This is a genomic window from Flagellimonas nanhaiensis (genome assembly GCF_003382275.1).
GTDB classification, from domain to species: Bacteria; Bacteroidota; Bacteroidia; order Flavobacteriales; family Flavobacteriaceae; genus Flagellimonas; species Flagellimonas nanhaiensis.
On the sequence record NZ_QTJX01000002.1, the window covers coordinates 180,395 to 202,060 of the forward strand.

General features: G+C 40.4%; 18 protein-coding genes and 1 tRNA gene. 7 read left to right on the forward strand and 12 right to left on the reverse strand.

Going from position 1 to position 21,666, the window contains the following annotated elements:
• Positions 1 to 426 precede the first annotated feature (426 nt).
• The 4 genes from DX873_RS08235 (at position 427) to bla (ending at position 7,244) form a co-directional block, all read left to right on the forward strand.
• On the forward strand, positions 427 to 3,636 hold the full coding sequence (locus DX873_RS08235; RefSeq protein WP_116183984.1) for a SusC/RagA family TonB-linked outer membrane protein: 3,210 nt from the start codon (positions 427 to 429) through the stop codon (positions 3,634 to 3,636).
• Positions 3,637 to 3,648: 12 nt separating this feature from the next.
• Positions 3,649 to 5,334 (forward strand): SusD/RagB family nutrient-binding outer membrane lipoprotein, encoded by a 1,686-nt coding sequence (locus DX873_RS08240; RefSeq protein ID WP_116183985.1) that lies wholly within the window; start codon positions 3,649 to 3,651, stop codon positions 5,332 to 5,334.
• A 12-nt stretch (positions 5,335 to 5,346) separates the two neighbouring features.
• Positions 5,347 to 6,279 carry a hypothetical protein gene (locus DX873_RS08245; protein WP_116183986.1) on the forward strand — a complete coding sequence of 311 codons (933 nt, stop codon included), beginning with the start codon at positions 5,347 to 5,349 and terminating at the stop codon, positions 6,277 to 6,279.
• Between the two features lie 230 nt (positions 6,280 to 6,509).
• On the forward strand, positions 6,510 to 7,244 hold the full coding sequence (bla, locus tag DX873_RS08250) for a subclass B1 metallo-beta-lactamase (protein ID WP_116183987.1): 735 nt from the start codon (positions 6,510 to 6,512) through the stop codon (positions 7,242 to 7,244).
• A 48-nt stretch (positions 7,245 to 7,292) separates the two neighbouring features.
• On the opposite strand, the gene DX873_RS08255 is transcribed toward bla, so the two are convergent.
• The 7 genes from DX873_RS08255 to DX873_RS08285 form a co-directional block, all read right to left on the reverse strand.
• Entirely contained in the window at positions 7,293 to 9,413 is a 2,121-nt protein-coding gene (locus DX873_RS08255) for a peptidylprolyl isomerase (protein ID WP_116183988.1), read from the reverse strand.
• Between the two features lie 84 nt (positions 9,414 to 9,497).
• Positions 9,498 to 10,787, reverse strand: a complete 1,290-nt coding sequence (locus tag DX873_RS08260) for a hemolysin family protein (protein ID WP_116183989.1) — start codon at positions 10,785 to 10,787, stop codon at positions 9,498 to 9,500.
• 3 nt (positions 10,788 to 10,790) lie between these two features.
• Entirely contained in the window at positions 10,791 to 10,994 is a 204-nt protein-coding gene (locus DX873_RS08265; protein ID WP_116183990.1) for a hypothetical protein, read from the reverse strand.
• 1 nt (position 10,995) lies between these two features.
• Positions 10,996 to 11,598 (reverse strand): LPS export ABC transporter periplasmic protein LptC, encoded by a 603-nt coding sequence (gene lptC / locus DX873_RS08270; protein WP_232520881.1) that lies wholly within the window; start codon positions 11,596 to 11,598, stop codon positions 10,996 to 10,998.
• A gap of 1 nt (position 11,599) precedes the next feature.
• Entirely contained in the window at positions 11,600 to 12,973 is a 1,374-nt protein-coding gene (locus DX873_RS08275; RefSeq protein ID WP_116183991.1) for a tetratricopeptide repeat protein, read from the reverse strand.
• Positions 12,974 to 13,076: 103 nt separating this feature from the next.
• Complete coding sequence (locus DX873_RS08280) at positions 13,077 to 14,342, reverse strand: BamG family beta-barrel-assembly machinery protein (RefSeq protein WP_116183992.1); 1,266 nt, start codon at positions 14,340 to 14,342, stop codon at positions 13,077 to 13,079.
• Complete coding sequence (locus DX873_RS08285) at positions 14,343 to 15,071, reverse strand: type III pantothenate kinase (protein ID WP_116184840.1); 729 nt, start codon at positions 15,069 to 15,071, stop codon at positions 14,343 to 14,345.
• A 102-nt stretch (positions 15,072 to 15,173) separates the two neighbouring features.
• Between DX873_RS08285 and DX873_RS08290 the strand changes: the two genes are divergently transcribed.
• The 3 genes from DX873_RS08290 (at position 15,174) to DX873_RS08300 (ending at position 17,098) form a co-directional block, all read left to right on the forward strand.
• A tRNA-Phe gene (locus DX873_RS08290) sits at positions 15,174 to 15,246 on the forward strand.
• A 354-nt stretch (positions 15,247 to 15,600) separates the two neighbouring features.
• Positions 15,601 to 16,032, forward strand: coding sequence for a hypothetical protein (locus DX873_RS08295; RefSeq protein WP_147296627.1), 432 nt, complete (start codon positions 15,601 to 15,603; stop codon positions 16,030 to 16,032).
• A 10-nt stretch (positions 16,033 to 16,042) separates the two neighbouring features.
• The gene (locus DX873_RS08300; protein ID WP_116183994.1) at positions 16,043 to 17,098 is read left to right on the forward strand and encodes a hypothetical protein; all 1,056 of its coding nucleotides are present in this window, start codon (positions 16,043 to 16,045) and stop codon (positions 17,096 to 17,098) included.
• Positions 17,099 to 17,145: 47 nt separating this feature from the next.
• Here DX873_RS08300 and DX873_RS08305 read toward each other — a convergent pair whose 3' ends face one another.
• The 5 genes from DX873_RS08305 to DX873_RS08330 form a co-directional block, all read right to left on the reverse strand.
• A complete protein-coding gene (locus DX873_RS08305) occupies positions 17,146 to 17,430 on the reverse strand; it encodes a zinc ribbon domain-containing protein (protein WP_116184841.1) in 285 nt (94 codons plus the stop codon).
• Positions 17,431 to 17,520: 90 nt separating this feature from the next.
• Positions 17,521 to 17,889: a nuclear transport factor 2 family protein gene (locus DX873_RS08310; RefSeq protein WP_147296628.1), complete on the reverse strand. Its 369-nt coding sequence runs from the start codon at positions 17,887 to 17,889 to the stop codon at positions 17,521 to 17,523.
• 10 nt (positions 17,890 to 17,899) lie between these two features.
• Positions 17,900 to 18,367 carry an SRPBCC family protein gene (locus tag DX873_RS08315; RefSeq protein ID WP_116183996.1) on the reverse strand — a complete coding sequence of 156 codons (468 nt, stop codon included), beginning with the start codon at positions 18,365 to 18,367 and terminating at the stop codon, positions 17,900 to 17,902.
• 99 nt (positions 18,368 to 18,466) lie between these two features.
• Entirely contained in the window at positions 18,467 to 19,378 is a 912-nt protein-coding gene (locus DX873_RS08320; RefSeq protein ID WP_116183997.1) for a DUF5996 family protein, read from the reverse strand.
• Positions 19,379 to 19,937: 559 nt separating this feature from the next.
• Entirely contained in the window at positions 19,938 to 21,659 is a 1,722-nt protein-coding gene (locus tag DX873_RS08330; RefSeq protein WP_116183999.1) for a serine hydrolase domain-containing protein, read from the reverse strand.
• Between the last annotated feature and the right edge of the window lie 7 nt (positions 21,660 to 21,666).

Below are 21,666 nucleotides of genomic sequence, written 5' to 3' on the forward strand. Positions count from 1 at the left end.
TAGAATTCCAGCTATATATGTGTTCTTTCCAGTGTTGACGAATTTCTGGCACATGGCAGGTTCTCCAATAAAGTTAAACGAATCCAAAAAACCTATCGGTATGCCTTGACTTCCTATAAAATTGCCATTGTTTTTATTATCATGAATCTTTCTATACAAAGCTTTAAAAAAGATTCCCTCTGCATGTTAATGTCAACTTTGTTCGGCAATTCGTAAAGGTTCTTAAGCCTTAACAAAGTGCGCGTCTTCTTTTGCTTTTTTTGCTGAGCAATCCACAGGGGTGGGGGCTCTAAAACTTACTTCTTTCCAGTATTCGGTTTTGATTTACAGATACCGGAAGATTATTTGAATTAGCTAACAAAATATAGGATTTATCCCCCTCCCTGCTTGGATACACTAACTAACTTTTAATTCATTATTTTTTTTATGAAAGCTAAAAATTATTGGATAGCCTTTGTGCTATTGCTATGTGTTTTTACATCGGCACTGGCCCAAGAAAAAAATGTTTCTGGTAATGTTACCGATGAAAATGGTTTGCCACTCCCTGGTGTTTCCGTCATTGTTGTTGGAACCTCCAATGGTACTCAAACCGACTTTGATGGAAACTACAACATTACAGCAAGCGTTGGACAAATACTGCGCTTTAGCTACATCGGGCAAAAGACTGAAGAAAGAACAGTTGGCTCGTCTTCAATTATCAACTTAAGTATGCAAGAGGACGCTCAGGCTCTTGAAGAGGTGGTCGTTACCGCCCAAGGTGTAAAAAGGGAAAAGAAAGCACTAGGTTATGCTGTCACTACACTTAAAGGAGAAGACATTTCTGAGCGGCCCGAGACAGATGTTGCACGCGCTCTTTCTGGTCAGGTGGCAGGTGTTAATATCCTTGGGGGTAGTGGTCTAGCAGGTAGCGGAGCCAACATTACCATAAGAGGTTTTTCCACAATGACCGGCAGTAATCAACCACTTATAATAGTTGATGGCGTGCCATTCTCAAATGACACCAATGAAACCAGTACCTTCTCCACAAGTGAATCAGGTAATAACTCGGCAAGTAGACTATTGGATTTGGATCCAAACAATATTTCCAGTTTAAGTGTCCTAAAAGGACTGAGTGCTACCGTTTTATATGGGGAACAAGGACGAAACGGAGTTATTCTTATTACAACCAAAGCAGGTTCGGGGAGCTTATCCCAAAGTAAACTGGAAGTATCTGTAAGTTCTTCATACTTCGTTGAAAAAATATCTTCAACACCAGATTACCAAAACCGATATGGAAATGGTTGGCAACAGAGTCTGGGCAAAGCTTTTAGTAACTGGGGTGCCGAGTTGGACGGCCAACAAATTTTGCACCCATATTCTGGAAATGCCTATAATTCTGTTCAACAAGGGGGTGGATCATTTGATCAGTCCTTTCCTCAATTTGCTGGAAATACCAGTTATGAATACAAAGCGTATAACAGCGTTGATAGATTTTTTAGGCCAGGCTATACGGCAATCAACAATATCAATGTTTCAAAATCATCAGAGGTTGGTCGTTTCAATTTAAGCTATTCCAATAGTGAACAGAAAGGATTTACGCCAAACAATACTTTAAGGCGCAACAACTTTAGTGTTGGAGGCACAGTGAAACTATCCAACAACTTCACTTTTAATGGCACCATGAGCTATGCCAATACTGCCAAAAGAAATCCACCAAACGCAGCTAGCACAGGTTCTTCCAATGTATCCTCCGGAGGGTCAGGGGTATTTGCCAATGTTATGTACACCCCGCGCTCAGTAGATTTGATGGGCTTACCATTTGAAGATGATCTACACCGAAGTGTTTACTATAGATCCAATAATAGTATTCAAAACCCTCGTTGGACCGCAGAAAACGAAATTGACCAAGAAGTTTCCGATCGCTCCTTTTTCTCAATGTCCGGAACCTATAATTTCAATGATAAGCTTTCTGCAACTTGGAGAACAGGTTTTGACGGATATAATGAAACAGCCGCATTTAAAGTAAACAAAGGTGGAATCTATTTACCAAATGGATTATACTATGAATCCAGATATACTGGCAAAATATGGGATCATTCCGTTATACTGAACTACAACAATGACTTTTCTGATAAGGTAAATCTTAGTCTGACAGCCGGTGCCAACGCCCGAAGAAACACATTCACCTCTTCATCTGTTCGATATGACAAGCAATTGATATACGGTTCCTTCTTTGCCGATAATTTTGAAGACAGGGTAGGCACTAGCCTTTATAGGGAGCAAGAAAATGTTTATGGAGCATATCTATCAGCCACACTGGGCATCAACAGCTTTGTCTATCTGAATGTAGCTGGAAGAAACGATTGGTCCTCTACCCATGAAAGTGGCAATAATTCTATTGCCTATCCGAGTGCAAGTATTTCTTTCATCCCTACTTCCGCTTTTGAAGGCTTACAGAGCAAAAACGGACTTAATTACCTAAAACTAAGATTAGGTTATGGTAGTTCGGCCAATTTTGCCAATCCCTATGTTACCAAAGATAGACTTGGGGTAGCAGCAAAAGCATGGTTGGATAGTAACGGTAATCCGGTAAATATTAATGGGAGCCCGATAAACATTGCAGATAGTGGTTCAAACCGGTTGGGTAATTCCAATTTAAAACCTGAATTGGTCTCAGAAATTGAACTCGGAATGGACCTAAAAGCCTTTAACAACCGATTCGGTCTTGAAGCAAGTGTATATACCAAAGAGGCAACAGATCAAATATTGGACAAAAGATTGGACCCGTCTTCAGGATATACAGTAACCGCAGTAAATGCAGGAAAACTGGAAACCAAAGGGTTTGAAGCTGGCTTTAACATAACTCCTATTCTTTCGGATAATTTCAGATGGAACTTTATTGCCAATTTTGATGCTTACGAAAGCACCGTAGCAGAGCTTCCCGGTGGAGAAGAGGATCAACTTTTTCTTTCAGGCCCATTTTCCAATCTTGGGAACTTCGCCATACAAGGACAGCCTTTCAATGTTATGATGGGAAATAAAATCCAGAGAGACAACGATGGCAACCCCATTGTTGGAGCAGATGGTCTTTATCTGGAAGAAGATCAAATAGGTATTCTTGGAGATCCAAATCCTGATTGGCAAGGCACTTTGATCAATACCTTATCCTACAAAAACTTCACCTTCGGAATGCAATGGAATTATCAGCATGGTGGTGACATGTATTCCGCAACTGCAGCTACGCTTACAATTCGCGGATTGGCCGGAGAAACCGATTTTGACAGGAGCATCCCTGTTGTAGCTCCTGGCGTAAAACAAGATGGAACAACCAATGACATTCAGATAACAGCCAACGATCATTACTGGGAAAATCTGGGCATTAGTGAATTTAGAATTTGGGACGCCACCCACCTTAGACTCCGAGAGGTGTCTTTGTCCTATTCACTATCCAAAAAAGCACTGGACAAAACCCCTTTCGGTGATATTACCATTACAGCTATCGGTAACAACTTGTGGTTCAAAGCCTTCAACTTTCCAGATTCCATCAATTTCGACCCAGCTGTATCAAGTGAAGGGGTAGGGAACTCAAGAGGTTTTGATCTGCTCACAGGTCCAACAGCTAAAAGATACGGTTTAACAGTTCGTGCATCATTCTAAAAAATAACGAAAATGAAAATAGCATATAAAAATTTATTGATTCTTCTAGCATTGATCTTTTTGATAGGGCTGGAATCTTGTGAATCCATCGATTTGGATGTAAATGATAACCCCAACTCGGCTACCCCTGCCAATTCTGATATTAATCTTTTGCTCAATGGAGCCATGCTCAATTTTTCAAAGTGGCTTGGGGAAGAGGACGAGGATAACAGAATTGGGTTTGAGGCTGGACTGGAATTAGTCCGAATGTTGCACATGTACGGACCCTTGTATGAAAATGCCTATGAACCAGGTGATTTTGACGATGTTTGGAGGCAAAGCTATGGTGGACACCTTTCAGATATTCAAACCATCAAAGAATTGGCTAGCGAAAATGACCTTTTCCACCATATTGGTGTTGCACAGATTTTAGAATCCTATACCCTTACTACTTTGGTGGACTACTTTGGTGATGTTCCATATTCAACGGCTTTTCGTGGTTCTGATGAATTTAATCCCACTTTGGACGATGATGCTGAAGTATATGCCATTGCCTTGAGCCTATTGGACGAAGCCATTTTGAACTTGGCGGAGTCACCGCCGACGAGCATTGCTTCAACAGGAGACATTTTCTATTTTGGTGATATTGACAAATGGGTTACACTGGCCAATACCCTCAAGTTAAGGATATACTCCAATACCAGATTGGTTGACCCAAGTGTCTCCCAAGCAGGCATCAATGCATTACTGGCTGAAGGTAATTTAATAGACTCTCCCCAAGAAGATTTTGCAGTTCTGTATGGAACCAATTCCTCTGCACCAGATATAAGACATCCGCAGTTTATCAATAACTATCAAAATACACCCAGCGGAGAGTATATGAATATGTATTTTATGAATCTACTGGTGAACGGCTTTTCCAGTGGTCCTGATCCACGTACCAGATATTACATATATAGACAGGTTTCCGATTTTCCAGAAGCCAACGCACAAGGTATATTTGACTTTCCCTGTTTAGCAGAAAGTTACCCTTTACACTATGACCCAGACGTTGATGCCTTTTGTACCTCAATAGGTAGTGGTTATTGGGGAAGGATACACGGGGATGCGCAAGGATTGCCTTCAGATTCTGATAAGATTACCACATGGGGAACATACCCCATTGGAGGTAAATTTGACGATGATTCATTTACCGCTGTAGGAAATTCGTCTGGTATGGGAGGAGCCGGTATTAACCCAATTTTACTATCCTCCTTTGTGTATTTCATGCGAGCTGAAGCAGCTCTCATGCTTGGAACATCCGATGACGCTACAACCATGCTGGAAGCTGGTATTAGAGCCTCCATGGACAAGGTGTTGAATTTTGACCCGAATACCTTAACCAACAATTTTGCCTCCGACAGTGAGGATGTTGATAGTTATGTTGCCGAAATCTTAGCCGATTACACCGATGCAGCTAGTGATGAGGAAAAACTTAATGTAATAATGACCCAGGCGTACATTGCCAGTTGGGGCAATGTGGTTGAGGCATACAATAGCTATAGAAGGACAGGAATGCCCTTGGATATGACACCGACCCAATTAGAAAACTCAGGTGCTTTCATTCGTTCCTTCAAGTACCCATCGGTAGCTATAGACAACAACCCAAATATTTCACCAAAAGCAAATCAAGCAGTTAAGGTGTTTTGGGATTTAAATTCCATTGATTTAGACTTTTAAAAAAACAGAACTATGAAAAATATATATAGATCATTGACCTTTTTGATGGTTTTTGCGGGAATACTATCCTGTGAAGATGAAGAGAAAATTCCTTATTTACATGCTCCCGAACTGGAATCCGGAGCGTACTTTAGAAATATTAGTAACGGAGGACTCATGAATAAGCTTGACTTTGAAGGGTCAAGTTATTCCGTCACCGGTGAGTTGATCTCTAAAAATGTAAGTGATGTCTCTTCCATAGATTTTATCGCTTCTTTTGTAGACAACACCGTTGAATCAGAAACTGATGATGTAAACTTGGTAGATCCTGTTGTATTGGAATCCGTTGATCCTTCAACCCTTACAACCAATTCCAATGGGTTTCCAGAGAAAACCTTTGAAGCAACAGGAGATGAAGTGTTACTAGCTTTGGGAATAGACCCTGCCAATGTTGAAGGAGGAGATGCCGTTGTATTTTCCATTGTGATCAAAATGGCCAATGGAACCGTGTTTTCTTCCTCAAATACTGGAGATAGCGTCCGCGGTGAACTCTTCTTTAATTCTCCCCTGGATTATTCCTCCACCATTGTTTGCATACTATCAGAAGTGCCGGCGGGAGATTGGGTGGTGGAAATGGAAGATTCATACCCTGACGGCTGGCAAACCAGCACAGAAAATGGTGGTCCAGGAATTACCGTCACCTTGAACACCGGGGACGTCTTTGAAGTTGGACTATGCTCTCCTTTCGAACAGCCTTCATACGATTGTACAAGTGAACTTGGCAGCGGAAGCGCCACAGTAACTATTCCTCCCGGAATAACGTCAGCAGATTGGTACTTTCCAGGAGATATCTATGGCGAAATTTCTTATCGTATTTATGCCCCTAGTGGAAATTTGGTTGCATCGTATACCGCCAGTGGACCAGCGCAAGGAGGCCCTATCTCATTAAATTTATGTGAAGAATAATAGCTTTCAATAATTTAATCCTTAAAAAAAAAGCGCCATTGGGCGCTTTTTGTCTTTATAATAAATGAGAATCTCCATTGCTACAATTGTGGACTATTGTTAGTTAGAGTTTGGCACATGGGGCGGGGTTTTAAAATGGCCACAGCAAATAAGGAAACTTTGGATTATTTTAGCCGTAAGGGGTTTAAAACCCAAATTCCATTTTCCAAAATGCTCCTATCGCCATTCCAATGAAAAACACAATCCGTCTGGCAATATGCCTGTTTGCCCTACTGGGCTGCAAGCAAATTCCCGAAAAGAAAATCAATTATGAAAGCGAAACTCTTAAGATTCAACAGCTTTCTCCACAAACATTTCTGCATATATCCTATTTGAAAACCGAAACCTGGGGGAAAGTAGGTTGTAATGGCGCAATTTTTATTTCGGATGGGGAAGCCATTGTTTTTGATACCCCAATTAACGATGTCGTATCAGCAGATTTGATCAATTGGGTGGAAAAGGAGCTCCAATGTGCCATAAAAGCAGTAGTGGTTACGCATTTCCATGATGACTGTCTCGGAGGACTCAACGCATTTCACGAAAGAGAAATAACTTCTTACGCCAACTCAAGAACCCTAAAATTGGTTCCGGAGCATTTGACCCTTCCCCAAAACGGTTTTTCTTCCTCCATGAAAATTCCAATAGGCAGCGAGGTGATAACTTTGGATTTTTTGGGAGAAGGACATACTTTGGACAACATCGTGGGTTATTTTCCCAAAGATGGTGTTTTGTTTGGAGGTTGTTTGTTAAAATCAATGGGAGCGGGAAAAGGAAATCTGGAAGATGCCAACACCTCAGAATGGTCAAACACGGTATCCAAGGTTAAATCAAAGTATTCGGAGGCCACCATCATTGTCCCAGGTCATGGAAAAGTAGGCGGGAGAGAACTTTTGGATTTTACCATCGACCTTTTTAAAACCCCATAAAAGAAGCCTCCTTTAAGGAGGCTTCTTCATATTAAGTTTAGTTCCAAATTAATAGAATGTAGCTCTTTTATCTTCAATTTCAGCACCTTCTTTAAGTGCATTGTAAACGTCTGTGTTTACTCTGTTTGCTGCACTAGTTCGTAGGTTATTTGCATACGTACTGAAGTTTTCCATCTTAGGCGCATCTTCCTTCTTGATTACTTTTATCATAAACACTCCGGTTTCTCCCTTGATCAGTCCAGAGGTTTGATTTAAATCCAATCCAAAAGCAGTTCCGATTACCAAAGGTTCTCTCCCTGCTCCCGCAATTGTAGGTGATTTTATGTTCAAAGATGAAGCGCTGCTCAAAGTAATGTTGTTGTCTGAAGCTATAGCTTCCATTGCTTTATTTTGATTGGCAGCAATGATTTGCTCTGCTTTGCGCTCTTTTCTTATTTTGGGAAGTGCAGTAGCTGAAGCATCTTCTGGGGACATAAGTCCTTTTTTGTACTTTTTGGTCAACTGGGCAATGGCATATCCATTGTTTACATTGAAACGTTTGATATCTCCCACTTTGGTATCATCATTAAAGGCCCATTGAACAATTACACGTTGAGATCCAAGACCTGGTAGGTTCTCGTCCATTTCCTTGATTTTGTTCACGGGACGAACAGCATATCCATCTTCTTTGGCTATATCACCAAAAGCTTCTGCTTCGGCATCCAAAGAAGCCATTTCAAATTTTGTGGCGTCTGTAAAAAGAGTATTAATGGTCTCTTCTGAAGGAGCAACTTCCCTTGAAAGGGTAGCTACTTGAACAATATCTTGCTTGTCGTCAATTTTGATTACGTGATAACCAAACTGAGTCTCAACCAAATCAACAGTTCCAACAGGGTTTCCAAAACAGAAGTCGTTAAACGCATCTGCCATAACGCCTTCTTGGAAATAGCCTAGGTCTCCACCTCTAGGTGCAGAAGGTCCATCTGAATTTTCCCTTGCCAACGTGGTGAACACAGCATCTTCTTTTTGAGCTTCAGCAAGAATTTCCCTTGCTTTGGCCTCGGCTTCCTCTTTGGTTCTGGTTATAGTTGGATTGGCACGTTCAGCTCCTTGCCATGTAAATAGGATATGGCTGGCCTTTACAGTACCGTTGGCCTTTTTGTCCATAATCTTGGAAACCCTAAAAAAGTCTCCATCCCTATAAGGTCCATGGATCTCACCAACTCCAAGAGCCATCAATGTATCAGCCACTACGGAAGGTAAATCGTTTTTAGACTTATAAATAGTATCGAATTTGCTATCAGAATTTCTGTCAAGGAAGGCTTCCATATCTGTGGTGTTCCTAAAACCTGGTACAGTATCTGTAGCATTTCTATCTTCAAAAAATTCCACAGTGTCATCAAGAAGTGCACTCACAGCGTCCTCAACAGCCTTTTCATCATCTGCAGAAGCCTTTTCTTCAAAATAAACAAAACGGATATCACGAGCCTTCTCTTGTTCAAATTCGTCTTTATGGTCACTGATGTAAGACTGAATCTCAGTTTTGGAAACCTCGATGGTGCTGTCGGCTATAGAGGTATAAGGAACTCTAACATACTGAATGTCCAATTTTTGGTTGGCCAGGTTGTAATCAAATTCCCCCTCCTTAAGAGTTGCTCCAAGGCCTCCTCTTACCAGGTTAAAGTACATTCTTTCTTTCGCAGCTTGAATAATGGCTTTTTCATCTTGTAGCCAAGCATCATAACGTAAAGGATCGTTTACTTTCCAGTCAGCTATGGCACTTCTAAAAACCTCCTCGTTGAAGATTCCGTTTTCATCTTGAAAATCTGGAATCTGGGCATATCCTGAAGTCTTGACAAACTCAACAATCTGATCGCTCTCCACATCAATTCCCAAATCTTCAAATTGTTGATTGAGAATGGCCTTTCTAATTTCTTGGTCATAAACCGTGCTTACCAGTTGCAAGGATGAAAAGTTAGGACCATACCTTCTTGAGGCCGTTTCTACTTCTTTTCTAAAGTTATCAATGGAAATACTTTCTCCATTAACCTCAGCCACCGCGGAGCCAATTTTTGCTCCACCAAAATCGTTACTGGTAAAGACCCCGGATATTACAAATGCGAACAACGCCATACCAATGATCAAAATCAATACCGTTGTTCGTTTTCTAATATTCTCTAATATTGCCATTTTACTGCTTGTTTTCTATATTTTCAGTGGGCGAAAATACCATTTTCTTTTCAAATAGGAAAGCCCAAAAAGCACTGGAAACTGTTAATCCTCAGGATGAACCTGAACGCTTACCAGGTCAATTTTTGTATTGGACACTTCTAGGATCTGAAATGTAAAATTTTCGATTTTTACCTCAGAGTCCTGTTCTGGTATATCTCCTGTTTCACTCACGATCAATCCACCCAATGTTTCGTACTCTTCACTTTCGGGAAGTTCCAATTTGTAGTTTTCATTGATATAATCTACCTCTAAACGGGCCGAAAACTTATAGACATTCTCACTGAGCTGCTCTTCGTGTAGGTCTGTACTGTCATGTTCGTCCTCTATTTCTCCAAACAATTCCTCAATAATATCCTCTACGGTCAAAATTCCCGAAGTACCGCCATATTCATCAAGTACCACCGCAATACTCTTCCTCTTTTTGGTCAATACATTTAAGATATCCTGAATAAGCATGGTCTCTGGCACAAATTCCACAGGAAGCAGAATGCTCTTTATGGTCTTGGGTTTTTTAAAGAGTTCATAAGAGTGCACATATCCAATAATTTCGTCTATACTTTCTTTGAATACCAAAATTTTGGAGTACCCGGTCTCTGAGAACAATTTGGTCAGATTTTTTGGAGTCTCATCAATATCCACAGCCATGATTTCCGTACGTGGCACCATCACTTCCCTGGCCTTTACGGTAGAAAATTCCAACGCATTCTGAAAAATCTGGATTTCAGAATCCACCTCATCTTCTTCTTCCACGGTTTCCATTTGCTCTGTGATATAATCCCCAAGTTCCAATTTGGTAAATGCCAGTTGCACCTCATCTCCTTCCGTCTTGAAAAATACCCGAAGGATAAAATCCGAAACCTTGATTACAAACCAGGAAATAACGGAAAAAAGAACGTAGAAAAAGTATGCCGGTACTGCCAGTACTTTTAATAGTGTATTGGAATAAATCTGAAAAAGCACTTTGGGCAGGAATTCTGCAGTAAGCAGAATGATAAGCGTGGAAATTACAGTTTGGGAAAGCAAACTGAAATCTGTGAGCAATGAATTTACAAACTCAGAATTTGTGGGAACCAGATTTTGGAACCAATCCATGAGCATGTCGCCCATGAACAATCCATATACCACCAGGGCAATATTGTTGCCGATGAGCATGGTAGCAATGAACTTTGAGGGTTTTTCGGTAAGCCACGTAAGGACCTTGGCCAAAATACCTTCTTGCTTCTTTTCAATTTCAATGTGAATTCTGTTTGCTGATACAAAAGCTATCTCCATTCCAGAAAAGAAAGCCGAGAAAAGCAGCGAAAGCACTATGATAAGCAGCGAGGAATCCAAAATCTATTGTTGATTATCCTTTTTTCTTTGTTCAAAACGTTTGCGGTATCTTCTTCGGAAAAGGAACATTGCAATGGAAACCACTGCAAAAAAGATGAAGATATAAGTTTCCTTTGGGTCAATGCTCCAAAGCGTTGCAATTTTGTATATGGAGATTATCGCTACCGCCAAATAGAGGTATTCTGTGTATCGTAAAATCTTTATCATGTTACTCTTTTTCTTTGATGGTCATTAGGCCATAGGTCTTGTGGGCCTTAAAAAAACTAAAATCCTTGTTGAAGTCCATTCCTTCCCCGTCCATTACAGTACCATCTTCCGGATTAGTGTATGTGAAGGCTTCTTCTGTAAAAATCCAATTATTCTTTCTGTCATAGAACAGCTGCGGAGTTTCCAGTTTTTTACCGTCATGACTCTCAATCACCACATTTCCTTGCAAATCTATCAAGTTGGTTTGTGAATACACAATTCCGTAGTCTGCTGTAATTACACTTTTCTGGTTCTTCTCATCAAAAAAGTCCACTTTAAGTCCTTCTGGAAAGGTACGGAACTTAAAACTTTGGTTATCGTAATCTTCTGTAATGGGACTGGTCAAAACAGCAATAATCCTTGAATTTGATGAATCCTGGGTGTTCAACTCCTTAACGGCTTCCGTATAAGTAAGGGTAAAATTCTGTGCCACACCTTGTGGAAAAACAGGTCTAACGGCCTCTTCTCCTATACGTTCATAATCATCTTTACAGGATATAAAAATGATTGCCACGGTAAAAACCGTGGCAAAACATTTGAAGCTATTTTTTAAAATGTGTCTCACTCTATAGATTGGGCACTTTAACGCTGCCTCCTACCCAACAACTAAAGCTTACTGATTTACCTGCCATACCGGAGGTGAAAATCATTTCTTTGGTAGGTGCCTTTGCAGCATAGCTAGCAGCAGATTTGTTGGCCCGTCCACTCAAAGAAGGGTCTACTCTACCAGCTTTTCTCGCCATATCGGCCGCTTTCCAATAAATTGCCCTTTTCTCAAAAGGTGTGCTACCACATGCATTTGCACTACTTGCGTACAAATTGGCAATCAACAAATATGCTTTTCCATTGGACGGATTGGCATTTATGGCCTTTTGGGCATAATTTCTTGCTTGTGATTTGCTACTTCTTCTTACTGTAGTTGCAATTTTATAAAGGATATTGGATTTTCTATAAGGGTCTGTCTCCAATTCCACTGCTTTGTTGAAATCTGCAATGGCTCCTTTGTTGTCTCCGGCCTTTTGCTTAAGTGTACCTCCATAGAGGTAGGCATCAGCAGAAGGGTCTAAAGCCAATTGGGCCTCAAATAGTTTTCTAAACATTGGGTCGTCCGTACACTCTTTGGAGAACATTCTTCCTACGGCACGCTTAACCCAGTTTACATCACCTTTTTTGGCCTCGTAACTCTTTTCATATAGAGGAATAAGGTTGTCACAATCTGCTAAAGCTCCCAATTTGGAATCTATACTTGTGGCAATCTTTCCATACGACTCAGAATTGGTCTCATAAACTCTCTTTCTCTTTTTCTCTTTTGAGGTAAGAGCTGTTCCAGAGTCTTCCTTCTCCAATAGTTTTTGAAGCGCAGCAGTAAGTTTTTTGTTTTCTGCTTCTACCTTCTCGGTTACATCATCATAAATATCAAATACCTCTTGAAGGTCTTTTGCACCTGTTCCGTGAAGATCTACCAAACTGGAGAAGTATAGGTACAACGCCTTAGGGTTCTTAAAGTTTTTTCTATCCTCTTTAAATGCCTTGTCCAACATTCCGTACAACTGATCGGTTGACGCCATATCGTTGTCATAAAGCAAAAGAGCTTTGTCTATGGCAACATCAGCTTTGGAAAACTTGTTAGGGAAATACTTCAAGCTGTTGTCATACATTGCAAGGATATCCTGGATAAAACCATCCTTATCGGCACCTGAAGAATTTTTGATCTTGTGCTTCAAAATCTTTTCACCATAGGAAAAGTTGGCTTTGTTGATATCCGGGCAGCTTTCGTATACCATTTTCCATGGTTCATAGGCTGCATCATAGTTTTTTACTTTGGCGTGTTCTGCGTAAATGGAAAGATTGGTCATGCACTCCGGATTCTGTGCTTGAGCCATACTTAATCCCACCGACATAAGGACCGCTATCATCGTTAAGTAGTACTTCTTCTTCATCTTACTAATTTTAAAGTGGTTAATGTACAAATTTTCAATAAAAAAACATCTTAAAGAAAACTATATGAGTGGTTATTTATGAATTTTCAAAAAAAAGTCCCCATCAATTAATTTTTCTTTTGACAAACCATCTATCATTTAAGGATAGTCCCACATTAAATTTAAAGTAACTCTCCTCAATAAGGTTTGCATCGGTTGTGCCCCTTCTTCCCACCTCAAAACCAAGGTTTAAATTTGAGAAAGAGTTGCCCAACGGTAGACCAAATCCAAAAGTTATGCCAAAATTATTGATCTCTTTGTTATTCACTTCAAGGCCGGTTACATCATAACGTAATCCTGCCCTATAGGTAATCCTATTAAAATAGCTTGAAAGGGATTGATAATCAGGAATGAAATATCCTCCAAAGGCCATTGTACTGGCATCATTGTAGATGACATTTTCCAATCCCAAAAAATCGTTTTTGAAATCACTGAATTGTTGGAAACTGTATTCCCCGCCTACAAACCACTTCTTATTTTCACCAAAACCAAGTCCAAGAGTGGTCTTTGTGGGGATTTTTAGTTCTGTATTTCGAAGGTTTACAGCATCCAAATCAACATCTATAACCTCAATATCATCTCCTGTAACCAAAGAGAACGAACCTAAGCGCTCTGAATTTTCAGAAACCAGATTGGCCTGGGTATTGATCAAAACAGAAGTGTATAAGGTGTACTTATCCTTAATGGTAGGGTTATAGTTGACGGCATAGTTAAAATCCAAGCCATTGATGCGAGACTCACGTCTGTCCAAGGTACCAAACTGAACATCTTCAACACTCTGAAGCCTCTCATACTCCAATGTGCCAAAGTTATAGCTGACAGTGGCTCCAAAGCTCAAATTTTGAATAGGTTCAAAACCAAGGGACAAGTAAACTCTATTGAGCCCCCCGTCTCCATTGAAAACATTGGTGACCGTAGCTCCATCACCATTTGTGGTCTCATTGGCAAGATTATATCCCACTGAGGAATACGGCATTAGACCAAATCCCACACCAACATTCTTTGCTACCGGAAATCCTATGGCCAAATAATCCAAATTGGTAACGGACACATTCTGCTCCTCTGTAAAATCCTTTAATCGAAACTCGGAATGAGAAATTCCGGCCGTGTAAGCGGTCAGCTTTAATTTGGAATAGGCGGCCGGGTTGCTGAGATTGATATGAATGCTATCAGCGTACATGCTGATGCCCCCCATCATTTGATTGTCGACCGTACCATTGTTTCTCAGGTCTCCCACTCCAAAAAAAGAATATGGTGATAGTGTACCGCTTTGCGCAAAAAGGCCATGGGCGGCCACGCAAAATAAAGCAATCAAAAACTTCTTAACCATCTAACGTTTGTTGTATTCCAGCAAGTAATTTAGCCCCTTCAGGAGGAATTTAGAATTCGCAAATATGGTGTTTTTTAGCCTTTTGGCAAAAAAATGGGAGTCTCCGCCTGTTAAAATAACTGTTAAATCTTGAAAACGTGTTCTGTATTGATCAATAACCCCGTCTACTTCCATTGAAACCCCGTTGATTACCCCACTGTGCATACTGGAGTTTGTGGAGTTGCCAATAAAGTCCAAAACCTCTTCGGGTTCAAGCAAAGGCAATCCAGCAGTTTGGTTGTTCATGGCCTTGTACCGCATCCGTATACCTGGTGAAATGGCTCCTCCGATATATTCCCCGGCATCATTGACCATATCATAAGTAATACAGGTACCCGCGTCTATGATAAGGGTATTGCCCCGCGGATTGTGATAAAAAGCAGCTGTAGCCAGGGCAACCCTGTCCATTCCCAAGGTATGGGGTGTGGCATAGCTATTTTTAAAAGGTACTTTGGAATCATGGGACAGTACATGGACTTTGCAAAAAAGGGAAACAATGTCTTTTTCTTTATGCTCCAATTTGCCCACGGAAGAAATCAAGGCGTGTCTTATTTTTGGAAACTGCTCAAAAAGTTCCTTGACCTTGGAGAGGAACAAACCGGATTCCGAACTTTGGTGCAAGAGCAGTGTACTGTTTTCAAAAACAGCATACTTGATCAGGGTATTGCCAATGTCTATCACCAAATTCATAATACAAAGATGGAGAATTGAAAAAAAACCCGTGCCTTTTTTCAGGTTTTTGTTTGTATATCCTAATTTTGAAATTATATTTGCACCCGCTTTATTGAGCATGGTACCTTAGCTCAGTTGGTAGAGCAACGGACTGAAAATCCGTGTGTCCCTGGTTCGATTCCTGGAGGTACCACAAAAACCCGACATTTTAGTCGGGTTTTTTGTTTTTAAATCCTTCCATAATCTGGGAGCTAAACCAATTAGGTTCTCTATTTGGAATTTTGAGCCCAATTTTCACCATCCCACTTATAGTTCACATGCCAAAAACTATAATTGAGGGCTCATTTACAGAAAAACCACAAAAAAACTAAGGTTTTTATGTAACCTGTTGTTAATCAATTGTTTTATATTTAAAAACTCCCCCGTTTTAATACATCGACATCTAATTTGGCCATTGACTTTCATTTCCCCAATGAACGGCCAAAAGAAGCAACGGAATTGTACCCTAGATCAAATTGGCCCATTAGGCACCAGCAATGTTTTGATCATGTCAAAAAGTAAGCTTCCTAAAAGGAAAAGAAAAGAAGTTGTTATTGAAACTTTGGATGATTTGTTAGCAATTACCAAACAAATCGACCCATGGAAACCTCCTACCAGAGCCCAATTTTTGCTCCAACTTCCCTATTTATCCCATGAAGAACAAACCTATTATGGACAAAAGCTCTCAAAGAGTTTTTCTTCCTGCGGTTGTGATTCTGGTGCTGCTTTGGGACTTTTTTCCCTCGTGGCTTATATCACAATCATTGGTTTTACCTCGGGAAGTTTTGGTTGGAAGCATTTGCTTTTTGGATTGATCGTCTTTTCCCTGGCCAGTCTGATCGGTAAACTTACTGGCTTGACAAGGTCCAATTACCGTGTAAAAAAGATTATCAGAACATTGTCCAACATGGAGAATGAAAACTACAGATTGAACAATTAAACTTTTTATTATGTCTAGAGAATGTGTTGAATGGGGCGAGGAAACGCGCAGGGAATGCGCGGAGTATCGGGACGAAGGATACGAAGAATGCTCCGAGTGGGGCGAAAAATGTAAATGGTATAAACCATGGAACTGCGTGGTGGAACTTTTTTGCAAGGGTTGGTACTGGGTATCAAACATTGTTTGTGTGGCATGGACGTATATTACTACAGCGGTTTGTCTTGCCTGGGAAGTCATAGTCACCGTGGTCACCTATGTGGTCTTGGTCATTGAATTGATTATTGGTACGGTAATAAGCTTTGTTGGATTTGTACTGGAAGTCATATTCTCCATTCCTTTTTTGGGCAGGCTTATTCGAGAAATTTTATCCATCGTCCAGGAAATCATTTACAGGTTTATAGGACTTCTGGATGCCCTTGGCTATCTAGTAGGTATTAGGCCGGAGAAAAAACTACGACTATGCGTTATAATCCTAAGTGACGAGGGTGGACCTGTGGCCGATGAAGCCATGGTGCTTGAAGAAGTTCAGGCCGCAGCGGATATATTTCGTGAACAGGCCAATGTACGGGTAATTCCCTGTAGTCTGTTCAATGCAAAAAACCCGTTCCAAGATGACGTCGCAGCAGATGACGGCTACATCCATATCAACACTACCATATCTAGAGATGAACTTTTGGATCTGCAATGTGGTGCTGGGGCTTGGGGCGAAGACCTTGGCTTTAAGGGCACTGATCTAAATATGATGATGTCCCGTCTCTGTTTTTGTGGTAATGCAAGAAGGCTCTTGGGATACGGCTCTCCGGTCACAGTGTTTGTGGTACGATCCATTGATGGATCTAGCTCTACTGGATGCTCATTAGGACCCTTAGCAGATTATGTGACGGTAGTGGGCACCGAGACAACGGACAAGACTACCATTGCCCACGAAGTGGGTCATGCCTGTGGATTGTGGCACGTGGGGACACTACGTAATCTCATGTATGAGTTTGACTCCAATGACCGCAGGGAAATGAGCACTTTTCAAGAAATGAATTTTAGAAACTCAAGACATGTTACCTATTTCTAAACAGGATTGCTAAAAGAAAAATTAGTCTTACGAGGTTGGGCAAATTTTTAGCCCAGCCTCTGTTCATTTGCCTTCCATCTTTCCAGTTTGGGAATTGCACGGGTTGCGATCCAAGCAAAAAATGGGTTAATCCCATCTTTTTTCATCTCTTGAATACAAAACTGTTGCATTTTCTTTGCAGTGTCAATTTCAGGTGGGGTAAGGAATTTCCCATTTTCATAACACATGGAGCAGTACTTTTTACTGATTGAACCATCTTTTTCCGTACCGCCTCCTTTTTCATCTTTTTTTAACGGAAACCCACAGCTCTGACAAAATTTATATTGTTTCATGACCTCAATCTTTTTTATAACTACTTGCAGAACAACAATATGGGCCATTTAAATATAAACGGGCAAATTGTTCTATTTAACCTTTCATTTCTACTGGTCCTTATAGTTTTCTATTTGTCTCTCCTTCCGTATGTCACCTATGTGATAATGGGCAATGATTGCTTCGATCAGATCATCCTTTACATAGTACCATTCACTTACGTCCAAAGAAAAATCCTTTCCCTGCTTTGCAGTATACCGTACACAGGCTTTGTCCTCCCCGTAAACTTCATCGTGTATGTCAAAGGTCTGCCCAAGGAATTTATCTTCATTTTCTTTGACCAGATCAAGGTATGCTTTCTTTCCGTGAATTGTTCCAAATGGACTGGTATGTTTAAAATTTTCAGCAATTGGCAAGTTCAGATAATCGCCATTTTCCCATTTTTTAAACCATTGTCTTACCAAATCCCGTAATTCCATTTTTATGTGTTTAAGCCTGGGGTATTGAATTATATTTATTTGGGAATTTATCAAGTACTAAATTTAGCTTGATATTATGCTCCAAATAAGCCTTCAATCCATCTAAAACTGTTGTAAACCCTCCTGTGTTGTCCCTGATTGCCTGAATCAATTCATCTCCCTCTTCGGTAAACCCATAATTTCTTATTACCACATAAGTGGTATCATCTGCCAATGCCGTAAACTCATAGTCAACGGTTGTGGTTGGGTCACCCCATTCTGTTGAGATTTTTTTGTTCTTGACAATATTTTTCACGAATACTTCTGCTGAAACACCGTACATTTCCCATTCCCAGGTTACCATTTTGCCTTTTTCAAGTTTTCCGCTTGATTTTGTGAACCAAAAATTGGTGGTAATCTTTGGATCGATAAATGCCTGAAAAACGGTTTCAATAGGTTTTCTGATCAACATTTGGGTTTCGACTACTGGATTTTCCATTTTCTAGTATTTTTTCCTTTCGATTTTCGGGACTTCAGGACCGCAAAAAAAGCTATGCTGAGCATTATCTAAATATGCCATCTTGCGGAACGCACTCCTTCATTTTTTCTCCAGTTTGGCACGATCCCATTTAGACGTATTGACAGCAGCATCATAAGTCGATTGTAAAAACTCGTACAATGCCGTTTCAGGGTCTTTGGAGCTCTGCACGTCTTCATATTTTAAGAAAAACTCTCCCATTTCAGGATTATAAAAAGCCTCTTTGGGCAATACCTTTTGCACTCCAAAGCTAGCATCACTTGGATAGGCATAGGCATAGAAGACCGGTACGGGGAAGTCTTTTGACCCAGGCCAAAAACCCGCACTACTGACCTCTTGCGAATAGGCTTCTTGCATCACCTCCAATGGCATGTTGGGCATACCTCCTTGGTGAAGCGGAGCCGGATTTCCTGAAAATCGGGTGACCGCCAAGTCAAATGCCCCCCAGAACAAATGGACTGGACTACACTTGCCAATAAATTCACTCCTGAATCTATTAAAAACACCGTTTGCCTTTAACATAGCTTGCCAAACACGATTGGCAATCACTGGATCATACGATCGATTAATGGTATTTTCCTTGAAAGGAATGGCGGGTTCCATTTCATTTGGGCTTCCATGAATCTTCACTTTTATGCCCATGCTTTCCAACTTTTGGAAAAGCTCATCATAAAAATCGGCTACCGTCATTGGCCTAAGGTCAATGCTCAACGTTTCTTCATGCGTACATTCAATAAACAGTTTATGATGTTCAAAATCAAAATCGATTTGAAAAATCCTTCCTTCATATGGAATGCCGTGTGTGGAGTATCCATGCGCGCTTACATACAATGCTGTATGCCAAGAGTGATTCTGCCAAGGCATAGTCCTTAGTCTTATCTTGCCCACTATCTGAATCCACTGATGAAGCGTCTCAAGAGTATCCTGCAGTTCTGAAAAATCTAAAACTGGCCAATTTTGTTCGGTTTTCATAGTTTATTTGTTTGATTGATTCACATCAGCATAAAGAATGGAGGTCTTATAACCTACCTCTTTTTTATGGATGTTTTTTACTAATCACCTAAAACCTAATCATTCGTACAGTACCGAAGGGTACAATCCCACATGGGCAGCCAGGGGCTTCTAGAAAGTCAAAACGTTTGTCCATTTCAAGAGAAACATCGACATGGCTGTTAGTACAACACCATAGAATATTGCCGCTTGCCAATTAGAAAATCTGATGGGCCAATGATTCTTCATTTTTGTACCGTATTCTTTTTTAAAAAAAGTACTCCCCAGTCTCAAAAAGAGAAAAGTGAACATGATGAAAATCAGTACTGCTACTAACAATATCCATTTCTTGTCCATTTGTTTGACCTTTAGTTTTGTATTTGCTTGTTGCCGTGATCGAAAAAATAGATTCTAAATCTATTTCTCCTCAATTTACGAGATTTTCCAGACTGCCCCAAATAAACAGCTATGCCGGTCAACTTCTGAACTATGAAATTATGAGAGGGGGCGATTAGTTGTGTATAGAACTATGCGCAGGAGTTTAATTTAGTATTGCAGGAAGTATGTACTCTTTTAAAATATCTCTTGATTGATTTCCCTTTCCATTTCTGAAATTTCCAGAGGTTATTACCACTACGGCATCCAGTTTTGGAAGTATAAAAATAAACTGTCCGCCAGCGCCTCTAGCTTCAATGGATTCTATGGCTCTTCCGTTGACCAAATAGGTATCATGCCACCATTGGTAGCCATATTCGTTTTTGTCTTTTACATTCTGTAACCGCACATGTTTCATTGTCGATTCCAAAACCCAATCTTCGGAAATAATTTGTTTTCCTTGCCATTTTCCTTTATTGAGGTATAGTTGCCCAAATTTGAGCAGATCTCTAGGGGTTAAAAGCATTCCTCCCCCAAAGTAGGGCGTTATCTCTGTGTTATCTGTTTGGTTAATGTAATTGGTAATCCCCAAGGGCGCAAAAAGTTTTTCATCCATGTAAATTTCAACAGGCTTGCTCAATCGCTCATTTAAACATACTCCAAGTAAAAAGGGATTGGCTGACCCATAATCGGCATAGGTTCCTGGATCATTTACCATAGGGGCCTCTAATACGGCTTGAAGCCAGCTTTTTGAATTCCTTTCTGGATCTTGATAATAGTTTTCGGCTGCTAAATTGTTTACATCCAATCCAGAGCTCATGGTCAATAAATCCTTGATGCGAATTTTAGATTTTAGGCTGTCTTTTGTGTATTGGTAGGTCTCAGGAATGAAGTCGTATAACTTTTCTTCAACGCTTTCAATGATCTTGTCATCAATTGCAACGCCTATTATAGCCGATGAAATACTCTTTGAAGCAGACCGCAGATCATGTGGGATATCGGCATTGAATCCCCCAAAATAACTCTCAAAAACCAGTTTGTTTTCCTTAGCTATCAACACACTATGTGTGTTTACCAATGTATTGGCATGAACGCTTTCAATAAGTCGGAGCAGATTGTCTTTATCAATTCCATAGTCGCTGATGTTTGCCGTGGCCCAACCATCAGCCAATTGGGGAGGAGTGCCTGCGTTTTGGGACTGATCTACAGTATCCGTCTTGTATTCCCAGCCCTCAGTGGTATGGGTCAACTTGGTTTTGGTTATTAAAACATCGGTCAACAAAATCTCGAGCTCAATTGCCTTTTCCAAGAGGTTTGCACGAAAATTTAGGCCCGTATTGCCATCGCGGAAAAACAAAGTGTCCCCTTTTCTTGTAAACCCTTCGGTCCAAGTACCCCTAAACCTTTGATCACCAAAAAATGGATAGGCAACATAATTGCCTTCTTCTGTATTTTCTATATAAAGAAGGATATCATCAGACTGCAGCCCACTGTCTACCATAAATGCATTCCAAGCTCCGGTAAATGTGTTATTCTCCGTTTTCTGCAAGCTAATATGATACAAAAACCTTCCAGTTTTAATAAATCCGCTAAGTTCTTGTCCGTTTGGTTCATACTGTAGATTGAAAAACAGCTGTTGATTTATTGCAAAACGTATACGGTCGGAACTGGATGAAACTACATTCTCATCGATAATGATCTTATCATTGGCAATGGTCAGATGGTAATTGTCACCTTCCAACTTTGCTATGGATACCTGAAAATTGAAGCTGCTTTTATTCGGAAGAAAACCTACCCATTCTCCCTGATAGTCTTGTTTGTTATTCTGGGCATAACCCACTACCGTTGAAAGACATAGCAATACCAAAATTCTTAAGTATTTAAGCATGTTTTAA